This is a genomic window from Bacteroides sp. Marseille-P8574 (genome assembly GCF_902825465.1).
Taxonomy (GTDB): Bacteria; Bacteroidota; Bacteroidia; order Bacteroidales; family Bacteroidaceae; genus Bacteroides; species Bacteroides uniformis.
Genome location: NZ_CADEBE010000001.1, coordinates 2,789,905 through 2,815,289 on the forward strand (window position 1 = coordinate 2,789,905; position 25,385 = coordinate 2,815,289).

Here is a 25,385-nt window from a genome sequence, read left to right on the forward strand (position 1 = left end):
ATGCGGGTTATAGCTTCGTCTCTCCCTCCACAAAATTCTCAAGGAAGAGGTTCTCGCCGTCAAAGACGGCGTACGAGAAGTAGTTTATCCAGTCGCCGAGGATGAGGATGCGGGCGGTACTGCTCAGCATCAGGTCGAGTTCGATGTGGCGGTGACCGTAGATGAAGTAGTTGATGTTGGGATGGCTTTTCAGGTATTCCTTGGTGTAGAGCACCAGGTATTCGTTGTTTTCTCCCATGTATGCGGGTTCTTTCCCGTCTATGCGTTTCAAGCGGCTGTGCTTGGCCCAGTTCAGTCCCAGCTCCATGCTCCAGCGGGGGTGCAGGGCAGAGAACAGCGTCTGTAGGGTACGGCTGCGGAACATGGCGCGCAGCATCTTGAACTTCTTGTCCGGGTCGCCCAGCCCGTCACCGTGGGCAAGGTAGAACTCTTTTCCGAAGATTTCGGTGGTCAGCGGTTCGCGGTGTATCATGACGCCGCACTCCTTGGTCAGATAGTCGCCGCACCAAAGGTCATGGTTTCCCGTGAAAAAGTGGACTTCTACTCCCAGGTCGGTCAGTTCGGACAGCTTGCCCAGAAAGCGGGTGTATCCTTTGGGCACTACGGTACGGAATTCGTACCAGAAGTCGAACATGTCTCCCAGCAGGTATACGGCCGATGCCTTGTGCTTGATGCTGTCCAAGAAGTTGACCAGCCTCCGTTCTTGGGTTCGTCCGTGTTCGATGGCTCGTGAGCCCAGGTGAGCATCCGAGAGGAAATATACATTCTTCATTTTCAACTTTCCATTTTCAACTTTGAACTTTCAACTGATTTAAAGGAATCCCAGTTCCAGTTTCGCTTCTTCGCTCATCATGTCCTTGTCCCACTCGGGTTCGAAGACGAGATTGATGGTGGCGGAGGTTACGCCGTCGATGGATTCCACCTTCTGGCGCACATCTTCCATGATGAAGTCGGCTGCCGGACAGTTGGGGGCAGTCAGCGTCATGTCGATGGAGGCTTCTCCCTGGTCGGAGACGTCTATTTTGTAAATCAGTCCCAGGTCGTATACATTTACCGGTATTTCCGGGTCGAATACGGTCTTGAGCATGGAGACTATTTTCTCTTCTATTTCAAATTTGGTCATATTCGTAGGGTTTTATATATAGGTTTTCAAAGAACAAAGCTATGGAATTTAATTGAAAATGCAAAGGAACGCCCTCCTTTTCATTACTTCGGGGAGGGTTTGACGGTGGGTGAACATGCTTCACCTTCTGGGGGAACTCCCTTTACCCCTGAGGAAACTCCTTTTACAATACGCGGTAAAGGTCTTTACAATATGGGGTAAAGGACGTTACAATATAGGGTAAATACGTTTACATACTGTGGTAACGGCTTTTACATTGGCTGGTAAATAGCAGGTAAATACAATGTGCTGATAGTTAGTGTTATGACAGCTTTTGTCTTTCGTATAGTATGTCCGTAACTTGGATTATTTATAGCAATCCTTCGTCGTTGAAGCTGTAATGGCTTCCGTCCGTGACGATGATGTGGTCGGTCAAGTGTATGTTCATGGTTTGGGCGGCTTTCCTCACGAGTTCCGTCAGCTGCCGGTCGTCGTTGCTGGGGTGCGGGTTGCCGGAGGGATGGTTGTGGATAAGGGCTATCTGTGTGGCGCGTTGCAGCAGGGCTTCGCGCAGGATACTGCGCACGTCGGCGGTGGTCTGGTCGATGCCGCCGCGGCTGATGCGTACCTTGTCTATCACTTTGGCGGCGTGGTTCATAAGCAGTACCCAGAACTCTTCTGTGGCAAGGTCGCAGAGCAGGGGATGGAACAGCTCGTAGATGTCGGCGGAAGAGCGGATGGCGGTACGTCCGGAGCGTTCCTGCAGCTTGCGGCGTTTGCCCAGTTCCAGGGATGCCATGACGGTGATGCTTTTGGCGGGGCCCATGCCTTTGAATCGGGAGAAGTCCCGCACCTCCCATTTGCCCAGGCGGTTGAGGTCGTTGCCGCAGGCGGCGAGTATGCGCTGCATCAGTGTCACGGCGGTTTCTTCCGTATTGCCGGAGCCGATGAGGATAGCGAGCAGTTCGGCATCGCTCAAGGCTTCCGCCCCTTTCTGCATCATCTTTTCCCGCGGGCGGTCCTCTGCAGCCCACTGGTTGATATTCAGTTTCTCCATATCATCCCTAATCCTTAACCCCTAATCCTCCTTATTTGTAAAAGTTCTTTTTGAATGCCTCGAACTCGTCCTTGCCAAGTATGCAGCGGTTCCACCAGGCGCGCAGGAACCCCGTCCCGTATCCGATGAGCTGGATGAAGGAGGCGGCAACGGAGTAGAGCCCGATGCTGAGGCTACGGTTCCGGATAGTGGAATCGATGCATACCAGAAGCGCATAAAGAGCGATGGGCAGCAGGCTGTACGGACAGAAGAGCGTTCCCAGCAGGAATATGGCCACTCCCAGGGTAAATGCGGCCGGCAGCAGGTGGACGAGCTTCAGTGATTCCGGATACTTCTTGTACAGATTGATGCGGGCAATCCCGGAATTGTGTACCTGCTTGAAGAACTTCCGGAAGTCTGTCCGGCGCTTATGGTATACCCAGGCACCGGGGAACAGCCGGCATGTATATCCTCCCTTGAAGATTCGGATGCTGAAGTCGATGTCCTCCCCGAAGCGCATCCGCGAGAATCCGCCCAGGGCTTGGTACACTTCCCGCCGCACACCCATGTTGAAGCTGCGCGGATAGAACTTGTCCATCTTCTTCTTCCCCCCACGGATACCGCCGGTGGTGAAGAAGGAGGTCATGGAGTAGTTGATGGCTTTCTGTATGTCTGTGAATGATTCGTGCGCGCGGTCGGGGCCTCCGAAGGCATCGGCGGCTTCGTGCTGCAGCTCTTCTTCCACAGCAAGGAAATAACCTTCGGGCAGGATGCAGTCCGAGTCCAGTATTATCAGGTATTCGCCCTTGCTTCGTTCCGCCCCGTAGTTACGGGTCTGCCCGGGGCCGGAGTTGGGCTTGTCATAGTAATGCACGTCCAATAGTTCCTGATACTTCTCTGTGACCGGCTTGCAGGGGATGGAGGAGCCGTCCTCCACCACAATCACTTCAAAATCCTTGAAACTTTGCTGCGTTAGGCTTTGCAGCAGTTCGTCTACCTCATCGGGGCGGTTGTATACGGGGATGATGACGGAGTATCTCATGGGTATGGCTCTATGTTTTGGTTATCTCCGCAAAGATATATCATTTAAGCTTTGCAGATGAATAAATGGAAAGAAAAATCCCCGGATGCCAAGTGGAGCACCGGGGATGATATGAAAAGGGCATTTGCCTGATTTCCAAAAGGGCTTATGCTTTTACGCGGCTTACGTAAGAACCGTCGCGCGTATCGATTTCGATAGTCTCGCCTTCGTTGATGAACAAGGGGACGCGGACTGTGGCGCCGGATTCTACTGTGGCGGGCTTCAGCGTGTTGGTGGCTGTGTCGCCTTTCAGTCCCGGTTCCGTATAGGTAATCTTCTGCTGAACCTTGATGGGCACGTCGGCATAGAGCACGGTTTCTGTGGAAGCGTCTGATACCACGTCTACTATCATTCCTTCGAGCAAGAAGTCAACACCGTTGATGAGGTCGTGGGCGATGGGAATTTGGTCAAAAGTCTCCTGGTTCATGAATTGGTAGTTGTCACCGTCATGATAGAGGTATTGGTGGGGACGACGTTCTACACGCACGTCTTCCAGTTTCTCACCGATGTTGAAACGACGTTCCAGAACGTAGCCGTTCACCACGTCTTTCAGCTTGGTACGCATGAAGGTATTACCTTTTCCCGGCTTTACATGCAGGAAGTCGATGCAGAAATACAGCTTGCCGTCCATGCGGATGCAAGTTCCGATTTTAATGTCTTGGGCATTAATCATACTTATAGTCTTTAATATTATTATATTGGTATTTACTTCTTTAGTGCTGGTTTGCGGGTGCAAAAGTAATGGAATTCGGTAAAAAACACAAAAACTTTTGAGAGAAAATGAGTTATCTCTTGGTTTATTTGAAAAAAGTACCTATTTTTGCAGCCCGAATTCGTGAGAATAATAACATAAAACAAGATACAGTAATGAAAAGAACATTTCAACCCTCGAACAGAAAGAGAAAGAACAAACACGGTTTCCGTGAGAGAATGGCTACAGCAAACGGCCGCAGAGTATTGGCAGCACGTCGTGCTAAAGGCAGAAAGAAACTGACTGTTTCTGACGAATACAACGGAGTAAAGGCATAATAGTCGTTCTCGTTCGTATTAAAGAAATAAGGGAGCTGCAAAAGACTGATTCTGGTCTTTTGCAGCTTTTCTTATGTATTGTGCCCGCTTCTCCGGAAAAAACTATTGCCAACTCCGTGTACTATGTGGTGAAAATTGTATCTTTGTCCCAAATAATGCATTATCGATTATGACAATAAAAGATTTTTTCTCTTTCCGGCAGAACCGGTTCTTCTGGGCGAACATCCTTGCGATGGCCGTTGTGGTAGTGGGATTGCTGTTCGGAGTGCTGAAAGGACTGGATATATATACCCGCCACGGCGAGGCTGTGATAGTGCCCGATGTGAAGGGCATGGGAGTGGAGGAAGCCGAGAAAATGTTCCGTAACCGCGGCTTGGTCTGCATCGTTTCGGATTCCAGTTATGTCAAGACTCTTCCTGCCGGCTGCATCCTCGAATATAATCCGGCAGCCGGACAAAAGGTAAAGGAAGGACGTACCATCTATCTTACGATCAATACGATTGAAGTCCCTCTGCACATAGTGCCCGATGTGGCGGACAACAGTTCGCTGCGGCAGGCGGAAGCGCGTATTCTGGCTTCGGGCTTCAAGCTGGCCGAGATACAGTATATTCCGGGTGAGAAGGACTGGGTGTATGGCGTGAAGTATAAGGGTCGTCAGCTTTCCATCGGCGAGAAAGTGCCCACCGGCGCAGTGCTGACGCTGATGGTGGGAGATGGAGGCGCCTTGAAGGCAGACTCCCTGGGAGTGGATTCCGTGGGAGGTACCGTTGAACCCGTGTTGTCCGAAGACTCTGCGGCAGATGAGTCCTGGTTCTGATAAACATCTGACTCCAATCGTAAATTGTAAATAGTCAAATTGTAAATGCCGTGATGATAGAAGAATTGCCGGATGATATAGATAATGATGAGCTGGACGACGTAGAGCCGGTGGGTGACGAGGCGCAACTCTATGAACACTTCCGTGTGGTGGTGGACAAGGGGCAGGAGATGATGCGGGTGGACAAGTATCTGTTCGACCGCTTGACGAACTCTTCGCGCAATCGCATCCAGAAGGCTGCCGATGCAGGCTTCGTGATGGCGAACGGCAAGGCTGTGAAAAGCAGCTATAAGGTGAAGCCGATGGATGTAATCACTGTGATGATGGACCGTCCACGCTATGAGAATGAAGTCATCCCCGAAGACATCCCCCTTGATATAGTATATGAGGACAAGTATCTGATGGTAGTGAACAAACCTGCCGGTCTGGTGGTGCACCCCGGTCATGGCAACTATCACGGTACGCTTGTCAACGCCATAGCCTGGCACATGAAGGATAATCCCGATTATGATGCCAATGACCCGCATGTGGGACTGGTGCACCGCATCGACAAGGACACCTCCGGCCTGCTGGTGATAGCCAAGACTCCGGATGCCAAGACGAATCTCGGCAACCAGTTCTTCAACAAGACGACAAAACGCCGTTACCGGGCGCTGGTCTGGGGAAATGTGGAACAGGATGAAGGGACCGTTGTCGGCAATATCGGCCGTAATCCCAGAGACCGCATGCAGATGACCGTCCTTCCCGACGACCAGGGAAAGCATGCCGTCACCCATTACCGGGTGCTTGAACGTTTGGGATACGTCACATTGGTGGAGTGTATCCTTGAAACGGGACGCACCCATCAAATCCGTGTGCACATGAAGCACATCGGACACATACTTTTCAACGACGAACGTTACGGCGGACACGAAATCCTGAAAGGAACCCATTTTGCCAAATACAAACAATTTGTAAACAACTGCTTCGACACTTGTCCGCGGCAGGCATTGCATGCCATGACGCTGGGGTTTGTGCATCCCGTCACCGGAGAAGAAATGTACTTCACTTCGGAATTGCCCGATGACATGACCCGGCTGATAGACAAATGGAGAGGCTATATCAGTAACAGAGAATTAGAATGAAACGCACGATTGCTATTGTAGCCGGAGGAGATACCTCCGAATTCCACGTCTCCCTGCGTAGTGCACAGGGGATTTACTCCTTCATCGACAAGGAGAAGTATACCTTATATATTGTAGAAATGCACGGACTGGACTGGCATGTACAGCTGCCCGACGGCGCCAAGGCTCCGGTAGACCGCAATGACTTCAGCTTCGTGCTGGGTGGCGAGAAAGTGACATTCGACTTTGCCTATATTACCATCCACGGAACTCCGGGTGAGGACGGCCGTCTGCAGGGCTATTTTGATATGCTCCATATCCCTTATTCGTGTTGCGGAGTACTGGCAGCGTCGCTCACGTACGATAAGTTTGCCTGCAACCAGTATCTGAAAGGTTTCGGTGTGCGCATTGCCGAATCGTTGTTGCTGCGCGGCGGACAGTCGGTGACGGATGAAGATGTGATGGAGAAAATCGGTCTGCCTTGCTTCATTAAGCCCAGCTTGGGAGGTTCCAGCTTCGGCGTGACCAAGGTGACGGCGAAAGAGCAGATACAACCTGCCATAGCCAAGGCATTTGCGGAAGCGCAGGAAGTACTGGTGGAGGCCTTTATGGACGGAACCGAGATTACCTGCGGCTGTTACAAAACAAAAGACAAGTCCGTAGTGTTCCCCATTACGGAGGTGGTGAGCTACAACGAGTACTTCGATTATGAAGCTAAGTATAATGGTGCGTCTGACGAGATTACTCCCGCCCGCATCTCGGACGATTTGACCCGCCGGGTGCAGACGCTGACTTCTGCCATTTATGATATACTCGGGGCCTACGGCATTATCCGTGTGGACTATATCATTACCGAAGGGGAAAAAATCAATCTGCTGGAGGTGAATACCACCCCCGGAATGACTGCCACCAGCTTTATTCCCCAGCAGGTTCGCGCTGCCGGAATGGAGATGAAGGATGTAATGACAGATATTATAGAAAACAAGTTTAAGGATTAATCATTATTCATTATGAATGCGAACGTGGAATTTGATGAAATCCGTCCTTATCATGATGAGGAACTTCCTCAAGTCTATGAGGAACTGATTGCCGATGCGGCGTTCCGGCAGGCAGTGGATACTGTGATGCCGGGTGTACCTTTTGAAGTATGGTCGCAGAAAATGCGCGCGTGTAAAACCAAGCTGGAGTTTCAGAAGACTTTCTGCTATGGGCTTCTGTGGAAGCTGGCGAAGGAGGCTACGGATGGATTGACTCTGGACCATACAGCGTTGCCGGACAAGTCGGCAGCATATACCTATGTCTCCAACCATCGCGACATTATTCTCGATTCCGGTTTCTTGTCCATTCTGTTGGTAGACCAGGGTATGGATACGGTAGAGATAGCCATTGGCGACAACCTGCTTGTCTATCCGTGGATTAAGAAATTCGTGCGTGTCAACAAGTCCTTCATCGTGCAGCGTGCGTTGACCATGCGCCAGATGCTGGAGGCTTCCGCACGCATGTCCCGCTATATGCACTATACCATCAGTGAGAAGAAACAGTCTATCTGGATTGCACAACGCGAAGGGCGTGCCAAGGACTCCAACGACCGCACGCAGGACAGTGTGCTGAAGATGCTGGCAATAGGCGGTGAAGGCGACGTCATTGACCGCTTGATGGAAATGAACATAGCTCCGCTTGCCATTTCCTATGAATACGACCCTTGCGACTTCCTGAAAGCGCAGGAGTTCCAACTGAAACGGGACATTGAAGGCTATAAGAAAACGACGGCTGACGACTTGCTGAATATGCAGACCGGACTGTTCGGCTATAAAGGGCGGGTACATTTCCAGACGGGTGCCTGCATGAATGATGAATTGGCGAAGATAGACCGTTCACTTCCGAAGCCCGAACTCTTTGCACGCATGTCTGCACTGATAGACAAACGTATTCATGCCAGCTACCGGATGTATCCCAATAATTATGTGGCGCACGACCTTCTCGAGGGGAAGGAGGATTTTTCCGACCATTACACTGCCGGGGATAAGCAGCGCTTCACGGCCTATATAGAACAACAGTTGGAGCGTATCTCCATTCCCAATAAGGACGTGGACTTCCTGCGCGGAAAAATGCTGCTGATGTATGCCAACCCGTTGAAGAATTATCTGGCGGCTATAAAAGAATGAATACATGAAGAAGTACTGTGATTGGTGGCTTTTGCCTTTATTGGCCTGTCTGTTGGCTGGTTGTGGCGATGATGATTATCATTATCCTTCCGTGAAGCTGGAATTCTTGACTGCCTTTTCGGGGGCTGACGGCTATCTGCGGTCTGTTGTGACAGATGAAGGGGAAACCTTGCCGGTAGTGGAGGACAAGACAAAGACGAACATAGAGGTAAACGCCTCGGTACGTGTCATCAGTAATTATGCTTCGGAGGTAACTGCCGATGGAACTGCCGGTGCGGTGCTGTATGCCTTGAGCGGTGTTCTTTCTGTCGCTCCCCAAACGGCCGACAAGTTCGAGGAGGGCGTCAAGACAGACCCTACTGATGTGCTGGGTATCTGGATGGGACTCGACTATCTCAATATGACACTGATAGTTAAGGAGAATGGTGAACATAAGTTCCATTTTATTGAGGATGAAGTGATTGTGGATACTGCTACCGGGTGTAGTGAAGTATATCTGACGCTGTATCATGACGCAAAGGAGGAGGTGGTGTCTTATACCAGGCGTGCCTACGCTTCCGTACCTTTGCGGCAATATGCGGCAGAGGGTATACAGAAGGTTATGGTTCATTTCAGTGTGCACACTTATTCCGGTGACATCAAGACTTACGATTTTGTTTATAACCCTGACTAAAATGAAATATTCGATGAAGACATTGTTCGCGGGCCTTTGCCTCGTTTTTACTACCCTATTCTCCTGCCAGCCGAAGGAAGGACAGTTCAAGTCTGTTTCGGTGGATGACTTTTCCACATTGATAGCCAATCCGGAGGTGCAGCTTTTGGATGTGCGCACTGTTGCCGAATACTCGGAAGGACATGTGCCCCACAGTATCAATATCAATGTGCTGGATGAGTCATTTGAAACGATGGCCGACTCCACTCTGCAGAAGGACAAACCGGTTGCAGTATATTGTCGTAGTGGTAAGCGTAGTAAAAAGGCCGCTGCCATACTGAGCAAAAAAGGATATATAATCTATGACCTTGACAAAGGTTTCATCGGTTGGGAAGAAGCGGGCAAAGAAGTGGAAAAGTAATAGCGGTGTAGCTGAAATGCATTTGCTATAATTTCTTTTTAGGCGAGGATTATGCGGATTTCACGGAAAAAATTTAAGAAAAGAATCCGCGTTTTCCGCGTAATCCGCGCCTAAAAAGAATAAAGTAGTCTTGTCCTCTGGTTAGAGGCTTTCAAGCAGTCTCTTTAGCACCACTGTTGCTGAAATCTCCCGGTTGGCCGCTTCGGGGATTACGATGGACTGCGGGCTTTCTATCACATCATCCGTCACAATCATGTTGCGTCGAACCGGCAGGCAGTGCATGAAGTAGGCATTGTTGGTAACGGCCATCTGGCGCTCGCCTACTGTCCAGGTGCGGTCTTTGCTCAATATTTGTCCGTAGTTGTCGCCTGTATAGGCCGCCCAGTTCTTGGCATAAACAAAATCGGCCCCTTCAAAAGCTTTCATCTGGTCATATTCTACGCGGGCATTTCCTACGAACTTGGGGTCGAGTTCATAACCTTCGGGATGTGTAATCACAAAGTCATAATCAGTTGCATTCATCCATTCGGCAAAGGAGTTGGGGACAGCCTGGGGCAATGGACGCGGATGTGGAGCCCATGTCATCACTACTTTGGGGCGTGCCGTCTTCTTATATTCCTCAATGGTTATCAGGTCGGCAAAACTCTGCAGCGGATGGCGTGTGGCAGCCTCCATGGAGAATACCGGCCGGCCGGAATGCTTGATGAACTGCTCCAGTATCACTTCGTTGTAATCGTCTTCCTTATTTTCGAAGCGTGCAAAAGAACGTACGCCGATGACGTCGCAATAGCAGCCCATCACGGGAATGGCTTCCAGTAAGTGTTCTGGTTTGTCACCGTCCATGATGACGCCACGCTCTGTCTCCAGTTTCCAGGCTCCCTGGTTGATGTCCAGTACAATGACGTTCATGCCCAGATTCAATGCAGCCTTCTGTGTGCTGAGGCGGGTGCGCAGGCTGGAGTTGAAGAAAATCATCATCAACGTTTTGTTACGTCCCAGTTCCACATATTTGAAACGGTCTTTTTTAATCTCGAATGCTTCGTCCAGTGCAGACTTCAGGTTACCGATGTCCTGCACGCAAGTAAAGTTCTTCATATTTACAGTCTTTTTAGTGTATCTATATCTTTGTTATTCGGCTGTCAAGGTCTGGTCTGTCCGGAACCTTCGACAATCCATTTGTATGTGGTGATTTCTTCCAGAGCCATCGGACCGCGGGCGTGCAGCTTCTGTGTGCTGATGCCGATCTCGGCACCGAGCCCGAATTGTGCGCCGTCGGTGAAAGAGGTCGGCGCATTGACGTATACACAAGCGGCGTCCACTTCCCGGCAGAACCATTCGGCACGTGTCTTGTCGTCCGTAATGATGCATTCGCTATGTTTGGAACCGTACTTCCGAATATGTGCCAATGCTTCCTGGAAAGAATTCACGGTTTTAATGGCCATCTTGTAGTCCAGGAACTCTCTGCCGTAACAGTCTTCAGTGGCAGGTCTCAACAGCTCGGCGGGATATTTGCCACGCAGACTGTGGTAGGCGGGTTCATCGGCAAATATCTCTACATTGCTTGATTGTAGCGGCAGGCATAGGCCGGGCAAATCAGCCAGGCTGTCGGCTTCGATAATCAGGCAATCCAAAGCGTTGCATACACTGACACGGCGTGTCTTTGCATTGGCAATGATGGATGGACCTATGCTTATATCGCCATAGCGGTCGAAGAACGCATGGCATACGCCGGCACCTGTCTCTATAACCGGTACTGTGGCATTCTGGCGTACGAAATTTATCAGGCTGCTGCTGCCGCGCGGAATTATCAAATCTACATAATCGTTGGCATGCAGTAGTTCGGCAGTCGCTTCTCTGTCGGCAGGAAGCAGTTCCACGATATGTGTATCTACGTTGAAATACTCCAGTACCTCGTGTATCACGCTGATTATGGCACGGTTGGAATAGTCTGCATCGCTTCCGCCTTTCAGAATACAGGCATTGCCGCTTTTAAGGCAGAGTGAGAAGACATCGAAACTGACGTTGGGACGGGCTTCGTAGATAATGCCTATGACGCCGAAAGGTACACTGACCCTTTTTATCTTCAATCCGTTGGGTAATACGTTCTCTTTAAGGACTTTTCCCAGAGGAGAAGGGAGGGCAGCTACGTTGCGGATGTCCGCAGCGATGTCCTGCAAACGGCTTTTTGTCAGTTTCAGGCGGTCGTATTTAGGGTCGGTAGAAGGCATACGCTCCAAATCCTTCTGGTTTTCACTCAGAATGAAGTCTGTTTTGTTTATGGCAGCGTCTGCAACAGCCAGTAATATTTGATTGATTTCTTTGTCGCTCAACGCTAACATGTTACGGCTGGCATCTTGTACGGCGACAAAAGTTTTGTTTAAGTTCATTTTTTTATTGAATATAGAGTGATAAATATGCAAGTATATATATCGTGGGATAGTATCCGTCTGTGGCTTATTCTATATATAGGTAGTCGTAGTGCACTACGGGTTTCTTTCCATGTTTTCCCATCGTTTCCCGTGCCTGGCTGGAGTCACAGTTGGCTTTTCCCACACCGATGGGTTTACCGCCGAAGTCGATAATCCGTACGATGTCGTCCTTCTCGAACTCGCCTATAACGTCAGTGATACCTACCGGTAGGATGCTTACTGCTTTGTCCGAGAAGAGCAGTTCGGTGGCACAATGATTGATGTGCAGTTCCCCTTTGGCAAACCCTTCGCTGTGTGCAATCCATTTCTTGATGCTCGATACCGGTTCCGGAGATGGAATGAAACGGGTATAGTTTAATTCTTCATTCTTCATTATTTTCACGAGGATGTTGTCCCGCTTCCCATTGGCTATGATTACTGTGATGCCCTCATCCGCCACTTTGCGGGCAATGTTGGTTTTTGTCAGCATGCCGCCGCGTCCGAAGCTGGACTTGGAAGTTTGTATGTAGGAGGAGAGGTCTTTGCCTTGTTCTATTTCACGGATGACCTGAGACTCCGGGTCGGCGGGTGAACCGTTGTAGATGCCGTCTATATTGCTGAGAATGATTAGTGCCTGGGCATCCATCATGGAGGCTATCAGGCCGGACAGCTCGTCGTTGTCGGTGAACATCAGTTCGCTCACGGAGATGGTGTCGTTCTCATTGACAATGGGAATGACTCCGTTCTCCAGCATTACGGTCATACAGTTTTTCTGGTTGAGGTAATGGCGGCGGGTGGAAAAGTTCTCTTTCATTGTGAGCACTTGTCCCACGGGGATTCCATGCTCCCGGAACAGTTCGTAGTAACGGTTGATGAGCTTGGCCTGCCCTACAGCGGAAAAGAGCTGGCGCTGGTCTACGCTGTCCAACTTCTTGGTGGGGCGCACTTCGCTACGTCCCGAAGCAACGGCTCCGGAAGAAACCAGTATTATTTCTATGCCGGCCTTGTGCAACTCGGCTATCTGGTCCACCAAAGCGGACATGCGGGTGACGTCGAGAGTGCCGTCACGACGTGTCAAAACATTGCTGCCTACCTTGACAGCAATTCTATTGAAATCAATCTCCATTTTCTCTCTTTTCGTATTCACGGACTACTTCCATGGCAGCTTCGTAGTCCTTCTCATTGACGAGAACGGAAACATCTACCGCAGTGGCAGGCAGTACAACGTTTACTACCATTCCGTCTTTTGTTACAGCTTCAATATCACTATTTCCCAGCAGGCTCTTTACAAGTTCTGCTTCCCACGGTGAACCGGTGAACACCTCAACGAGTTTGCTTTTATCTTCTTCTTTCATGATGGTAAGAATTTAGAGGTTTCTGTCTTACAAATATAACAAATGTTTTTGTTTTAATGTTTAATGCTGACGGATTTATAGTTCAATCCTCTCAACTCTTATCGATTCATTCAGGAAAGTAGAAGCCGATTCTGTGAATTTCTCCTCCGATTCCGTGGTGCGGTAGACGCATCTTCCACCTTTGGTACATTTTTTGTCCATTTCCGGATGACGGTGAAGATAGTCTTTCAGACTGTCTGCCACCAGTTCCCCTTGGGTGACGGTCGTGATGCCGTCGGGCATGTATTGCTGTATCTTGGGCAGCAGCAGCGGGAAGTGCGTGCAGCCTAGAATGACGGTATCTATCTGTGTGTCTTTGGCCAGCAGGTTGCCGATGTTCTTGCGTATGAAGTAGTCGGTACCCTCACCTTGTGCCTCGTTGTTTTCTACGAGGGATACCCATAGAGGGCAGGCTTCACCGCTCACTTTGATGTCGGGGAAGAGTTTATGTACTTCCAGCGGATAGGATTCAGACTTGATGGTTCCTGCTGTGGCAAGCACTCCCACATGGCGGCTTTGGGTTATGTTCCCTATGCATTCTACGGTTGGGCGGATTACTCCCAACACACGACGCATTGGGTCGAGGCGGGGCAAATCATTCATTTGTATGTTGCGCAGGGCTTTTGCCGAAGCTGTATTGCATGCCAGGATGACGAGATGGCATCCCATCTCGAACAGTTTGGTGACTGCCTGCAAGGTGAACTCATAGACAATCTCGAATGAGCGGGTCCCGTAAGGCGCACGTGCGTTGTCGCCCAGGTAAATGTAGTCATATTGGGGAAGGACTTCCCGTATCTTGCTTAGGATGGTCAGTCCGCCATATCCGGAATCGAATATTCCGATGGGACCGGCTGCAGAAGGTAATGTCTGTTTCATGCGTTCTAAAGGCTATGTACCATGCAAAGATAATTCAAATTTCTCAGTAATGTATAAAAAATAAGCGCGGATAAAACTATCCGCGCTTGCTTTATCATAAATAATTCTATTATTTAATGCCCAATTGCGTTTTGACTTTGGCAGTTACATCAACGCTCTGTGCTCCTACGAATGGTATCGGGGTACGGGCTAAGTCGAAAATGTAGACAACACCTTCAGTTTTGCCGACAGCTTGGATGGCTTCGTCCAGTTTCTTATAGATGGGAGCCATAGCATCTTGCTGTGCTTTCTGCATACTTTGATAAGCTTCTTGTTGGAACTGTTCCTGACGTTGAGCCATATCCTGCAGCTCTTTCTGACGTCTTTCTGCAATGTTTTTCGGCAGAGAGTCGGCTTGTGCCAGGAATTCTTGGTACTTCTTTTGGAATTCTTCGTTGGTACGCTGCATTTCATCCTGGTATTTTTTAGACATGGCGTCCAAGTCAGCTTGGGCTTTGGTAAATTCAGGCATAACAGCGATTACATCTTGAGAATTCATGTGAGCGAATTTAGCTTGCGCCATAGCTCCCAGCGGGAGGGCGAACATAACTACGAGTAGTGCGATTTTTTTAAGCATAATGTTTATTATTTATTTGAATGATTATTCGTTGGGGGCAAATATAGCGCAAACTGAACGCAATACAAAATAAGCAAGCTTATTTTTAATCTTGAATGCAGTCTATATTCTGAAACAAATGTATGAAATTAATTTGAATATCCCAGTTTTGCAAGTACTTCATTGCTGACGTCAATACTTGGCGAGGCAAAAATGATACTTGATGCGGAAGCACGGTCTACAACTACCGCATATCCGTTCTGTGTAGCAATTTCCTTTACAGCATTGTATATTTCATCTTGAATGGGTTGCATCAGACTTTCACGTTTTTTATACAGTTCGCCTTCCGGACCGAAGTATTTGCGGCGCAGCTCGGCTGCCGATTTCTCTTTAGCGACAATCTCTTCTTCCTTTTTGCCTCTCTGTGTTTCAGAAAGGGAAGCAATCTGAGACTGATAGTTCTTGTACAGAGTCTTGGCTTCTTCGGAAATCTTTTCGACTTCACTCTGCCATTGTCTGGAGGCTTGTTCCAGTTGTTCATTGGCACGTTCGTAAGCAGGAATATTTTTCAGGATATATTCCATATCAATCAAGGCGAACTTCTGTGCACCGGCTGTTATACTTACTGCAAACAGCGTAAAAAGGATCAATAAACTCTTCTTCATAACGATATTTATTTAATTGACGATGGATAATTGTCTATCGTCCATTGCTTAGAATTCTTGTCCCAGGATGAAGTGGAACTGGCTACCGCCATATTGCGAGGAACCCATTATTTTGTCGAAACCGTAAGCCCAGTCAATCCCCATCATACCAATCATCGGGAGGAAGATACGGACACCGACACCGGCTGAACGTTTCAACTCGAACGGGTTGAACTTATTGACATCATGCCATGCATTACCGGCTTCCACAAACGTTAACGCATAAATACTGGTACTTGTTTCGAGCATCAAAGGATATCTTAATTCCAGTCCGAGACGTGTATAGGCATAACCTTCAGAACCGTATGGAGTCAATGAACTGTTCTCATAACCACGAAGTGCGATACTTTCTGTAGCATAGCTGGAGTAGCCGGTCATACCGTCACCACCCACGTCAAACGTTTCGAACGGAGACTTTTTGTATTTGTTGTAATGTCCCAGCAAACCGAATTCTACACGTCCCATCAATACCGGAGTACGTTTAACGGTAATCGGATCCATTAACGGGATATAGATTTTGGATTTGAATTTCCACTTGTGGTATTCAATCCACTTGTGCATCTTGTTCATGTCTTCCTGGCTGCTGGTGCTGTACTTGCTGTAATCGGTACCGTCGAACAGAGAGAAAGGCGGTGTGATTTGTGCAGACAACGAGAACTCGGAACCTTGGCGCGGATAAATCGGGTTGTCGATAGAGCTACGGGACAAGGTCAAGTTGAGGCTGAGGTTATTACACTTACCGTTGGTAACCGGGAAGTACTGCCAGTCACTCAGAACATAGCGTTGGTAAGACAACTCGGCTGTGAATTGGAAATAGTCATCCGGCCACTTCAAGCGCTTACCGAACATCACTGCAAGACCATACATCTGGATAGATTTGTCCGGGTCGTAATAGTTCTCGTAGTTGTTGTAATTGCCGTAGTTGTACATACCGTAGCCATACATACCACTATAATAGCTGTTGTAATAGCTGTTCATGTAGGCCGAATTGTAATAACGGCTACTGATGTCGGTCTGGCGGGAATAGAAAGCCGATACGGAGAATGCATTCGGGCGTTTACCGCCAAACCACGGGTCGTAGAATGAAACGCTGTATGACTGATAGTATTTGGCATTGGTCTGGCCGCTGATGGTCAATGTCTGGCCGTCACCTTGCGGGAGGATACCGCGGTAGTTCTCACCCGGGTGAAGCAGGTTGGCCAGAGAGAAGTTAGTGAACTTCAGACTTAACTTACCGATAATACCTGTTTGTCCCCAACCGGCGGAGAACTCTACCTGGTCGTTGGCTTTGGATACAAGGTCATAACCGATGTCTACCGTGCCGTCTTCCGGTCTCGGCTGGATGTCGGGTTGGATTTGTTCGGGGTCGAAGTGTCCCATCTGCTGGATTTCACGCATGGAACGCATCAGGTCTTCACGGCTGAAGAGTTCGCCCGGACGGGTACGGAGTTCACGGCGTACTACGTTTTCATACAAACGGTCGTTACCGTTGATGCTGACTTTATTGATGGTAGCCTGGCGGCCTTCGTAGATACGCATTTCCAGGTCGATGGAGTCGCCCACGATGTTTACTTCCACCGGTTCGAGGCTGTAGAACAGATAACCGTTGTTGTAGTAGAGGTTGCCGATGGCATCGTCATCGGTCATTGTACGTTCTTCAAGTAACTTTTGGTTGTAGACGTCACCCTTCTTCATCTGGAGGAGGAAGTTCAGTTGTTCGGAAGGATACAGTGTGTTACCTACCCAGGTTACATTGCGGAGGTAGTATTTCTGTCCTTCCTCAATCTGCATGAAGATGTCTACCGTGCGGTCATCGTAGGGCTTGATACTGTCTGTCACGATGATGGCGTCACGATAACCCAGTTCGTTGTATTTGTCGATAATCAGTTGTTTGTCCGCTTCGTAGTTGTCCTCAATGAATTTCTTGGTGCGGAACAGATTGAGCAGCTTGCCCTTTTCGTTTGTTTTCTTCATCACACGCTTCAGCTTCTTGGTCGTGAGGGCCTCGTTGCCTACAATGGTGATTTGATGTACTTTCACTTTCTCCTTCTTGTCGATGTCGATGTTGACAATCACTTCATTCTTCTTTTCCGGATCATCACGTTGGGTGATGATTACATCTGCATTCTTGAAGCCCTTGTCGTCAAAGTAGCGCTTTATCAGGGTCTTGGCGCGGTCCACCAGGTTAGGTGTAATCTGACCGCCCTTTATCATGCCGATTCTGCTTTCCAGGTCTTCACGCTCCGACTTCTTCACACCGTTGTAGCGTATGTCGGAAACACGCGGACGCATGGTCAGATGAATGGTCAGCCAAATTTGGTCGCCTTCAATCTTGTCTGCTGTAATTTCCACGTCAGAGAACAGACCGTGGCGCCAGTAGCGCTTACAAGCTTGTGTAATCTCGTCACCCGGCACGGTGATAGTCTGCCCTTTGGATAGTCCGGACAATCCGACAATTACATAATCTTCATAGTTCTGGGCTCCTTCGACCTTAATGTCGGCTATTTCATACTTCTTGGGGGTTCCCGAATAGAGTATAACCGGCTTTTCGGTTTCATCGGTGTTGTTTACGTCCTGTGCTGCTGTTGTCAGTGCGCAGCCGAAAAGGCAGACAAACGTTACGAGTATGGAGAAAATACGATAGTGCATCTTTTTATTTACTATTTTACAATTTACTATTTACTATTTGTGTGTCCGGTGATTAATTGATTTGCTCGCTGGTCTTGCCGAACCTGCGTTCGCGTTTCTGATAGTCACATATGGCTTTGCGTAGTTCTTCTTCACGGAAGTCGGGCCAATAGGTATCACAGAAATAAAGTTCCGAATAGGCGCATTGCCAGAGCATGTAGTTACTGAGGCGGAGCTCTCCTCCGGTACGTATCAGCAGGTCGGGGTCGGGCATGAAGTGGGTCGTCAGATGACGGGATATGAGCTCACTGTCGATTTGTTCGGGTTTCAACTCACCTTTCTGTACCAAACCGGCTATTTGCCGGGCAGCCTCCGTTATTTCCCAGCGGGAAGAGTAGCTCAATGCCAGCACCAGGCACATTCCCGTGTTGTGGGAGGTGTGTGCCACGCAAGTGTTGAGCCGTTGCTGTACGTTGGCTGGCAGTTTTTCAATATCTCCTATTACTCGGAAACTGATATTGTTCTTCATGAACGTCTCTTCCTCTATGGAGTCGAAGAGTAGCCCCATCAAGGCAGCTACCTCGTCCGACGGACGATTCCAGTTCTCGGTAGAGAACGTATATAAAGTAAGGTATCTGACTCCTAATTTAGCGGCTTCCTCTGCAATGACGTGCACAGTCTCTGCGCCGGCCTGATGTCCATAGCTGCGTTCGTGTCCACGCTGCTTGGCCCACCGTCCGTTACCGTCCATGATAATCGCCACGTGCTGGGGTATCCGGTTTAGATCGATTTCTTCCTTATATGACATCATTATTATTGTATTTCGAAGCCCAATCTGTTAAGACGTCCGCGCCATACTTCATTTTTGGTGCCGTTACCGCCGAATATCACCCAAATGAAGTCCCGTTTGTCTGCCGGGGCCACAGTTTTGTCTTTTGTCGGTTCCACTATAATGGAGTACGCGCCTTTTCCTTTGAATTCCTGGGGTAACAGGAATTTGGTTTCTGTCTTGCTCCATGCAATGCCGGTGATGGAGCTGTAGATAGCGTCAAGTTCCCCTCCGAAGCAATAGAACATGCCGCCATAGTACATGATGGCTGGGTTGTCCATGCCGGGACAATATGTGTCATACATGGTGTTGGCCAGGCTTGCCCAACCTTTGCCGTCCAATGAGAACCAAGGTGTTGTCTCTTTTTCGTTGGCTAGCGGCATTCCTGCCAGAACCACCTTCTCTACACCATTGCCGGTGCTGGTCTGGGTGGTGGATATGTTTTCGGTAGGGAATCCTGCCGGGACTTCTTCAAGGATAAGGTTGTCAGCAGTGTTTTCCGCTTCCCAATTCTTTCCGTCTTTACAGATGTTGAAATATTGCTTTCCGTTGATTTCCACAATACCCGAGAGCCGGTCGGAGAAACCATTGATGAGGACTATAACATTGTCTCCCAATGTAGTGACTTCTGTCCAGGCGGCGCCGTTGGTGGAACTGAATACTCTTTTGCTTTCTGTAACCATATAAAGCGCACTGTTATACTCTACGGCAGATGTCAGCTTTACGTCTGAGGGGAGGTTGCTGACATTGACTTTGCTCCAGTTGTATTTATCGGGCGCAGTCGATGTCTTGTAAGCAGTAGTGTTGGAAGTGTAGACAAATAGTTCGTCTCCCAGTACAACCGCTTTTTGCTGACCTGAATTGATGGTATTGGAGAATACATTTCCTCTTTTCTGCATGTCTGTCCAAACGAGTGAGTCCGGGTCTTGCAGATGTACATTAACTTTCAGTTTATATTCGCGGACTGTAACGCCGTCGGCGGCATGTGCTTTGAACAGCATGCCGGCATCGTTGTTCATGGCGGGTCTCAAATCCACGGAGTCCGATATGACGAATACCGTGTCGGTAGGCGAGCCTGAAGTTATCCAACCGGTAACGGTCATAGTATCAATCAGAATACGGTCAATGATGGTGTCTGAACCTACAGGCAATGAGTCTCTGTTATAGATGAGTCTATTGAGCTGGTCAATTGTAAATTTGTAATGTTTGCCATGTATGGTATCGATACCAAAAGCATGTATAGTAGCATCGGAGCTGAATTCATAATTGTCGTCAGAGTCAAGGCATGAACTTAGAGCAAATGACACAATAAGAAAACTCACAATTACTGATAGAAACTTTATTCTCATTTTGAAAGTTAGTGTTTATTTACAAGTTGCAAAAATAGGAACATTTTTTTCTATAAACAGCTTTACGGGGAAGTTTTATATAAAATTATAGATAATATCCCCCTTTTTCTCGATAAAAAAGCCCTGAAATGAGGCTATTGACTGTTTCTTGAGGCCGTATAATGGCGAAAACTCCTGCCAAAAGAATACTCTGTTGCAAATGGATATCCGTCACTGATTTCGGGTGCTTTGACGCCGGAATGAAGAAGGTACGGAGCTTCTTCCACAAAGATTTCGTCCCACAATCCGGCATCAATGAAGGATTGGAGCGTTTGGCTGCCACCCTCTACCAAAAGGGATTGTAATCCGCGTGTATACAGCGTTTCCATGATTTCGGGGAGTACATCCCGCCGGTAGTCGCTGACTGGCAGATACTCTACATTCGGTAGCGGAGCGTGCGGGGCTTCTGTAAAAACGAGGGTCGGCACGCTACCGTCAAATAGGTGAAGGTTGGGGGGTAGCTTTTGTTGCCGGTCCAGCACGATACGTACCGGTGAACAGCCGTACCAATGGCGGACATTCAGGCCGGGATTGTCCAGTTCAGCCGTACGGGTACCTACTAATATGGCACTGTGCTCTGCCCGTTTCTTGTGCACCAGCATTGAGGTCAGCGGGCTGGAGAGAATAACCGGTTTACCGTCCGTGCGGGAGTAATCGATATATCTGTCAGAAGATTCCGCCCATTTCAGGGTGATGTAGGGGCGTCGCAAGGTATGGAAAGTGATGAACCTGCGGATGAGTTGCCGACATTCTGTTTCCAGCACTCCTACAATAACTTCACGTCCGGCATCCTTCAGTTTCTGTATGCCCCGGCCCGCAACTTTAGAGAAGAGGTCCCGGCACCCGATGACGATGCGTGGAATCTGCTTCTCAATGATGAGGTCTGCACAAGGAGGAGTTTTGCCATAGTGCGAACACGGCTCCAGGCTGACATAGATGGTGGAACATTTCAGCAGGGACGTGTCTTTCACGGCACGGATGGCGTTAACCTCGGCGTGGGCTTCTCCACAGCGCACATGGTATCCCTCGCCTATGATTTTCCCGTTGCATACTATTACCGCTCCCACCATCGGGTTGGGTGCTGCATTGCATAGCCCGTTTTGTGCCAGTTGAATACATCGCAGCATGTATTTCTCTTCTTCTGAATTCATATCCTTGCTTACCTTTTGGTTGAATAATCAAAATTAATGATTACTTTTGCAGCCCGAATAAAACCGGACTCCGAATGAATGTAACCGTTTCACATATCCGCAGCGCTTTGCAGGAGTGCTATCCTTCCCGGGAGGCGGCCAATCTTTCCCGTATTGTCTGCTGTGAAATGTTTGGTCAGAGTAATATTGACTATTACCTGGGCAAAGATATGATTTTATCTCCAAACGATGAAAAGGAATTGGAAAGCATTCTTTCCCGTCTGTGCAATTTTGAACCCATACAGTATGTGCAGGGTACTGCCCGTTTCTTGGGGCGTACTTTTCGGGTGGCTCCGGGGGTGCTTATTCCCCGTCCCGAAACGGAAGAGCTGGTGGAGAGGATGTTGAAGGAAGTCGCTCCGGCTTCCCGTATTCTCGATATTGGCACCGGAAGCGGGTGTATTGCCGTCACTTTGTCTAAAGAGTTGCCGGAGGCGGAAGTAACTGCTTGGGACATTTCCGGAGAAGCTCTTGCCATAGCCGGTGACAATAACCGCCTTTTGCAGGCCTCTGTGCAATTTGTACAGCGTGATGTCTTGATGTGTCAACCGGTTGAGGATGAGTGTTTTGATGTAATCGTCAGTAATCCGCCTTATGTTACGGAAACAGAAATGCGAGACATGGAACCAAACGTCTTGAACTGGGAACCTTCGGGGGCTTTGTTTGTTCCAGACAGCGACCCGCTCCGTTTCTACCGGCGTATAGGTGAACTGGGACGGAGCATGCTGACGGCCGGCGGCCAACTCTATTTTGAAATCAACCGGGCATTTGGAGAAGCTGTCGCTTCGATGCTTCGCAAGCAAGGCTATGCGAATGTCCGTATCCGAAAAGATATTTCCGGCAACGACCGGTATGTAATTGCAGAACGATGATAGAAATAACTGAAACTGAAGCTTTGAACAGAGTGGCGGCATATTGCTCCACTGCCGAGCATTGCCGGGCGGAGATTGCGGAGAAACTGCAACGCTGGGGTATTGCCTATGATGCTATAGACCGTATCATCAACCGTCTGGAGCAAGAAAAGTACATTGATGAAGAGCGCTTCTGCCGTGCTTTCATCAACGACAAATACCGTTTTGCCAAATGGGGCAAGATGAAAATAGGACAGGCGCTCCAGTTGAAAAAGATACCTTCGTCTGTCTATTGGCCCTATTTGAACGAGATTGATGAGGAGGAATACCACGCCGTCCTGCAGAAGCTGCTGGTGGCAAAGCGTAAAAGCGTCCGTGCCGAAAGTGAGTATGAGTTGAATGGCAAATTGGTGCGTTTTGCCTTGAGCAGAGGGTTCGAAATGAAGGATATATGTCGTTGCATAGAGGTTTCTGAGGAAAATGACTACTCCGAATGAAAATTATCGGCTTTCTCTTTTTTATTCTCATTCTGTTTCCGTATTTTTGCGCCATATTTATCATATATAGATTAGTTTTGCTATGAAAACTTTAGAAAGATTGTTTGCAGAGAAGTTGCTGAAGATAAAAGCGATTAAACTACAACCGGCTAACCCGTTCACTTGGGCATCCGGATGGAAGTCTCCGTTTTATTGTGATAACCGCAAAACCCTTTCTTATCCTTCTCTCCGTAGTTTCGTGAAGATTGAAATTACGCGTCTGATTTTGGAACGTTTCGGACAGGTGGATGCCATTGCCGGTGTGGCAACGGGGGCTATCCCGCAAGGTGCCTTGGTGGCCGATGCATTGAACCTGCCGTTTGTATATGTACGCTCCACTCCGAAAGACCATGGACTGGAGAATCTGATTGAAGGTGAACTTCGTCCCGGCATGAAGGTGGTAGTCGTGGAAGATTTGATTTCTACGGGTGGAAGCAGCTTAAAGGCTGTAGAGGCTATCCGCCGTGACGGATGTGAGGTCATCGGCATGGTGGCTGCCTACACTTATGGTTTCCCGGTTGCCGAAAAGGCTTTCAAGGATGCCAAAGTGCCTTTGGTGACGCTGACCAATTACGAGGCTGTGATGGAAGTGGCGTTGCGTACGGGCTATATCGAGGAAGAAGATGTGGAGACTCTGAATGAATGGCGTAAAGACCCTGCACATTGGGAATCCGGGAAATAAGAACTTATTTGTAAAAATGTTAATATGGATAAAAGAGCCATTCGGATAGATTCTGTCCGGATAGTTCTTTTTTCTTTTTGAATACGATTGATTATGACGAAATTTGAGAGTGGAGTGAAAGTTGTACCGGCTTCACAAGAAGCTGTTTATGAAAAGCTTTCCGACTTGAGCAATCTGGAGAAGGTGAAAGACCGTCTGCCTGAAGACAAAGTGAAGAACTTGAGTTTTGATGCGGAGAGCATGACGATAGAGGTGGCTCCCGTGGGAAAGATTACGTTGCAGATTGTGGAGAAGGAACCTTGCAAGTGTATCAAGTTTGCAACAACCACTTCACCGCTGCCCTTCAATCTGTGGATACAGATTGTACCCGTCACCGAAACCGAATGCAAAATGAAGCTGACCATCGGCATGGATATAAATCCGTTTATGAAGGCCATGGTGCAGAAACCCTTGCAGGAAGGACTGGAGAAGATGGCAGATATGCTGGCGATGATACAATATTAATCATTAATCATTAGAAACAACGTGGCTCAGAAACTTTGGGAAAAATCCGTTCAGGTAAATAAGGATATCGAACGCTTCACGGTAGGCCGTGACCGTGAAATGGACCTTTATTTGGCAAAGCACGATGTGCTGGGTTCCATGGCGCACATCACGATGCTCGAAAGCATTGGTTTATTGACGAAGGAAGAACTGCGGCAATTGCTGGCCGAATTGAAGAAAATCTACGCAATGGCCGAGCGTGGAGAATTTGTGATAGAAGAGGGAGTGGAAGACGTTCACTCACAAGTGGAACTTATGCTGACGCGCAACTTGGGTGATATAGGTAAGAAAATACACAGCGGACGTTCGCGCAACGACCAGGTGTTGCTCGATTTGAAGCTCTTTACCCGTGCAGAGATAAAGGAGGTGGCGGAAGCTGTGGAGCAATTGTTCCATGTGCTGGTTATGCAGAGCGAACGCTACAAGGATGTACTGATGCCGGGTTATACACACTTGCAGATAGCCATGCCGTCTTCTTTCGGACTTTGGTTTGGGGCATACGCCGAGAGCCTGGTGGACGATATGATGTTCCTTCAGGCAGCTTTCAAGATGTGCAACCGCAATCCTTTGGGTTCTGCTGCGGGATACGGTTCCTCGTTCCCGCTGAACCGTACGATGACTACCCGTCTTTTGGGATTTGATTCCCTCAACTACAACGTAGTGTATGCCCAGATGGGGCGTGGCAAAATGGAGCGTAATGTAGCTTTCGCCCTTGCCAGTGTGGCCGGAACCATATCGAAATTGGCTTTTGACGCATGTATGTTCAACAGTCAGAACTTCGGTTTTGTGAAGCTGCCGGACGATTGCACTACCGGCTCCAGCATCATGCCTCACAAGAAGAACCCGGACGTCTTTGAACTGACGCGTGCCAAGTGCAACAAACTGCAATCCCTTCCCCAGCAGATTATGATGATAGCCAACAATCTTCCTTCCGGCTATTTCCGTGACTTGCAGATTATCAAAGAGGTCTTCCTGCCTGCTTTTCAGGAACTGAAAGACTGTCTGCAGATGACGACTTACATTATGAATGAAATCAAGGTGAACGAACATATTCTTGATGATGACAAGTATCTGCTTATTTTCAGTGTGGAGGAAGTCAACCGCTTGGCACGTGAAGGGATGCCTTTCCGCGATGCCTACAAGAAGGTGGGACTGGATATTGAAGCCGGGAACTTCTCGCACAGCAAAGAGGTACATCATACCCATGAAGGCAGTATCGGGAACCTTTGCAACGATGAAATCTCTGCCTTGATGCAGAAAGTGGTAGAGGGTTTCAATTTTGAGACCATGCAAGCTGCGGAGAAAGAGTTGCTGGGCAGGTAAAAGGTCCTGCGGGTTCAAGTCCCGCTTCGAGT

General features: G+C 48.7%; 28 protein-coding genes. 12 read left to right on the forward strand and 16 right to left on the reverse strand.

From position 1 onward, the window contains the following. Positions 1–7: 7 nt before the first annotated feature. The 5 genes from HUX74_RS11800 to efp all read right to left on the reverse strand — a co-directional run bounded on the left by HUX74_RS11800 (position 8) and on the right by efp (position 3,892). Positions 8–772 (reverse strand): UDP-2,3-diacylglucosamine diphosphatase, encoded by a 765-nt coding sequence (locus tag HUX74_RS11800; protein ID WP_005824878.1) that lies wholly within the window; start codon positions 770–772, stop codon positions 8–10. Between the two features lie 39 nt (positions 773–811). After that, positions 812–1,123, reverse strand: coding sequence for a metal-sulfur cluster assembly factor (locus tag HUX74_RS11805; RefSeq protein ID WP_005824875.1), 312 nt, complete (start codon positions 1,121–1,123; stop codon positions 812–814). Between the two features lie 349 nt (positions 1,124–1,472). Beyond that, positions 1,473–2,159: a DNA repair protein RadC gene (radC, locus tag HUX74_RS11810; protein WP_174646689.1), complete on the reverse strand. Its 687-nt coding sequence runs from the start codon at positions 2,157–2,159 to the stop codon at positions 1,473–1,475. Between the two features lie 31 nt (positions 2,160–2,190). After that, entirely contained in the window at positions 2,191–3,180 is a 990-nt protein-coding gene (locus HUX74_RS11815) for a glycosyltransferase family 2 protein (protein ID WP_087332257.1), read from the reverse strand. 145 nt (positions 3,181–3,325) lie between these two features. Next, positions 3,326–3,892 carry an elongation factor P gene (gene efp / locus HUX74_RS11820; RefSeq protein WP_005825176.1) on the reverse strand — a complete coding sequence of 189 codons (567 nt, stop codon included), beginning with the start codon at positions 3,890–3,892 and terminating at the stop codon, positions 3,326–3,328. Positions 3,893–4,086: 194 nt separating this feature from the next. Here efp and rpmH point away from each other — a divergent pair, with 194 nt between their 5' ends. The 7 genes from rpmH (at position 4,087) to HUX74_RS11855 (ending at position 9,406) form a co-directional block, all read left to right on the forward strand. Beyond that, positions 4,087–4,248 (forward strand): 50S ribosomal protein L34, encoded by a 162-nt coding sequence (rpmH, locus tag HUX74_RS11825; RefSeq protein WP_004292199.1) that lies wholly within the window; start codon positions 4,087–4,089, stop codon positions 4,246–4,248. 169 nt (positions 4,249–4,417) lie between these two features. Further along, positions 4,418–5,065 (forward strand): PASTA domain-containing protein, encoded by a 648-nt coding sequence (locus HUX74_RS11830; RefSeq protein WP_117600267.1) that lies wholly within the window; start codon positions 4,418–4,420, stop codon positions 5,063–5,065. Between the two features lie 53 nt (positions 5,066–5,118). Beyond that, positions 5,119–6,189, forward strand: coding sequence for an RluA family pseudouridine synthase (locus HUX74_RS11835; protein WP_005834741.1), 1,071 nt, complete (start codon positions 5,119–5,121; stop codon positions 6,187–6,189). Then, the gene (locus HUX74_RS11840; RefSeq protein WP_117965576.1) at positions 6,186–7,166 is read left to right on the forward strand and encodes a D-alanine--D-alanine ligase; all 981 of its coding nucleotides are present in this window, start codon (positions 6,186–6,188) and stop codon (positions 7,164–7,166) included. Before HUX74_RS11835 ends, HUX74_RS11840 begins: the two co-directional genes overlap by 4 nt. Before the next feature lie 12 nt (positions 7,167–7,178). Next, positions 7,179–8,333 (forward strand): 1-acyl-sn-glycerol-3-phosphate acyltransferase, encoded by a 1,155-nt coding sequence (locus HUX74_RS11845; protein ID WP_117965573.1) that lies wholly within the window; start codon positions 7,179–7,181, stop codon positions 8,331–8,333. 4 nt (positions 8,334–8,337) lie between these two features. Further along, on the forward strand, positions 8,338–9,006 hold the full coding sequence (locus tag HUX74_RS11850; protein ID WP_174646690.1) for a NigD-like C-terminal domain-containing protein: 669 nt from the start codon (positions 8,338–8,340) through the stop codon (positions 9,004–9,006). A gap of 13 nt (positions 9,007–9,019) precedes the next feature. Then, entirely contained in the window at positions 9,020–9,406 is a 387-nt protein-coding gene (locus tag HUX74_RS11855; RefSeq protein WP_174646691.1) for a rhodanese-like domain-containing protein, read from the forward strand. Between the two features lie 141 nt (positions 9,407–9,547). Here the strand turns inward: HUX74_RS11855 and HUX74_RS11860 are convergent, their stop codons facing one another. The 11 genes from HUX74_RS11860 to ribD all read right to left on the reverse strand — a co-directional run bounded on the left by HUX74_RS11860 (position 9,548) and on the right by ribD (position 21,379). Next, positions 9,548–10,501, reverse strand: a complete 954-nt coding sequence (locus HUX74_RS11860; RefSeq protein WP_005825157.1) for an acetylornithine carbamoyltransferase — start codon at positions 10,499–10,501, stop codon at positions 9,548–9,550. Positions 10,502–10,545: 44 nt separating this feature from the next. Beyond that, positions 10,546–11,793 carry a glutamate-5-semialdehyde dehydrogenase gene (locus tag HUX74_RS11865; RefSeq protein WP_174646692.1) on the reverse strand — a complete coding sequence of 416 codons (1,248 nt, stop codon included), beginning with the start codon at positions 11,791–11,793 and terminating at the stop codon, positions 10,546–10,548. A 67-nt stretch (positions 11,794–11,860) separates the two neighbouring features. Continuing rightward, positions 11,861–12,940 carry a glutamate 5-kinase gene (gene proB, locus HUX74_RS11870; RefSeq protein ID WP_174646759.1) on the reverse strand — a complete coding sequence of 360 codons (1,080 nt, stop codon included), beginning with the start codon at positions 12,938–12,940 and terminating at the stop codon, positions 11,861–11,863. Then, positions 12,930–13,169: a DUF2007-related protein gene (locus tag HUX74_RS11875; protein ID WP_005825154.1), complete on the reverse strand. Its 240-nt coding sequence runs from the start codon at positions 13,167–13,169 to the stop codon at positions 12,930–12,932. Before HUX74_RS11875 ends, proB begins: the two co-directional genes overlap by 11 nt. A 75-nt stretch (positions 13,170–13,244) precedes the next feature. Further along, positions 13,245–14,084, reverse strand: coding sequence for a glutamate racemase (gene murI / locus HUX74_RS11880; protein ID WP_005834749.1), 840 nt, complete (start codon positions 14,082–14,084; stop codon positions 13,245–13,247). Between the two features lie 109 nt (positions 14,085–14,193). Then, positions 14,194–14,700, reverse strand: a complete 507-nt coding sequence (locus tag HUX74_RS11885; protein WP_005834750.1) for an OmpH family outer membrane protein — start codon at positions 14,698–14,700, stop codon at positions 14,194–14,196. 128 nt (positions 14,701–14,828) lie between these two features. After that, positions 14,829–15,344, reverse strand: coding sequence for an OmpH family outer membrane protein (locus HUX74_RS11890; RefSeq protein WP_005834752.1), 516 nt, complete (start codon positions 15,342–15,344; stop codon positions 14,829–14,831). Between the two features lie 48 nt (positions 15,345–15,392). After that, positions 15,393–18,032: an outer membrane protein assembly factor BamA gene (bamA, locus tag HUX74_RS11895; RefSeq protein WP_131225540.1), complete on the reverse strand. Its 2,640-nt coding sequence runs from the start codon at positions 18,030–18,032 to the stop codon at positions 15,393–15,395. Positions 18,033–18,084: 52 nt separating this feature from the next. Beyond that, complete coding sequence (locus HUX74_RS11900; RefSeq protein ID WP_057258836.1) at positions 18,085–18,819, reverse strand: isoprenyl transferase; 735 nt, start codon at positions 18,817–18,819, stop codon at positions 18,085–18,087. A gap of 5 nt (positions 18,820–18,824) precedes the next feature. Next, on the reverse strand, positions 18,825–20,189 hold the full coding sequence (locus HUX74_RS11905; RefSeq protein ID WP_119961423.1) for a DUF6242 domain-containing protein: 1,365 nt from the start codon (positions 20,187–20,189) through the stop codon (positions 18,825–18,827). 134 nt (positions 20,190–20,323) lie between these two features. Then, on the reverse strand, positions 20,324–21,379 hold the full coding sequence (ribD, locus tag HUX74_RS11910) for a bifunctional diaminohydroxyphosphoribosylaminopyrimidine deaminase/5-amino-6-(5-phosphoribosylamino)uracil reductase RibD (RefSeq protein WP_174646693.1): 1,056 nt from the start codon (positions 21,377–21,379) through the stop codon (positions 20,324–20,326). 74 nt (positions 21,380–21,453) lie between these two features. Here ribD and prmC point away from each other — a divergent pair, with 74 nt between their 5' ends. From prmC to argH, 5 genes are all read left to right on the forward strand, one after another. Then, positions 21,454–22,290 (forward strand): peptide chain release factor N(5)-glutamine methyltransferase, encoded by an 837-nt coding sequence (gene prmC / locus HUX74_RS11915; RefSeq protein WP_174646694.1) that lies wholly within the window; start codon positions 21,454–21,456, stop codon positions 22,288–22,290. Beyond that, a complete protein-coding gene (locus HUX74_RS11920; protein ID WP_174646695.1) occupies positions 22,287–22,766 on the forward strand; it encodes a regulatory protein RecX in 480 nt (159 codons plus the stop codon). Before prmC ends, HUX74_RS11920 begins: the two co-directional genes overlap by 4 nt. An 82-nt stretch (positions 22,767–22,848) precedes the next feature. Next, a complete protein-coding gene (pyrE, locus tag HUX74_RS11925; protein WP_057258820.1) occupies positions 22,849–23,487 on the forward strand; it encodes an orotate phosphoribosyltransferase in 639 nt (212 codons plus the stop codon). Between the two features lie 93 nt (positions 23,488–23,580). Continuing rightward, entirely contained in the window at positions 23,581–23,991 is a 411-nt protein-coding gene (locus HUX74_RS11930) for an SRPBCC family protein (protein ID WP_117958816.1), read from the forward strand. A gap of 21 nt (positions 23,992–24,012) precedes the next feature. Further along, entirely contained in the window at positions 24,013–25,353 is a 1,341-nt protein-coding gene (gene argH / locus HUX74_RS11935; RefSeq protein ID WP_174646696.1) for an argininosuccinate lyase, read from the forward strand. The last annotated feature ends 32 nt before the right edge of the window (positions 25,354–25,385 follow it).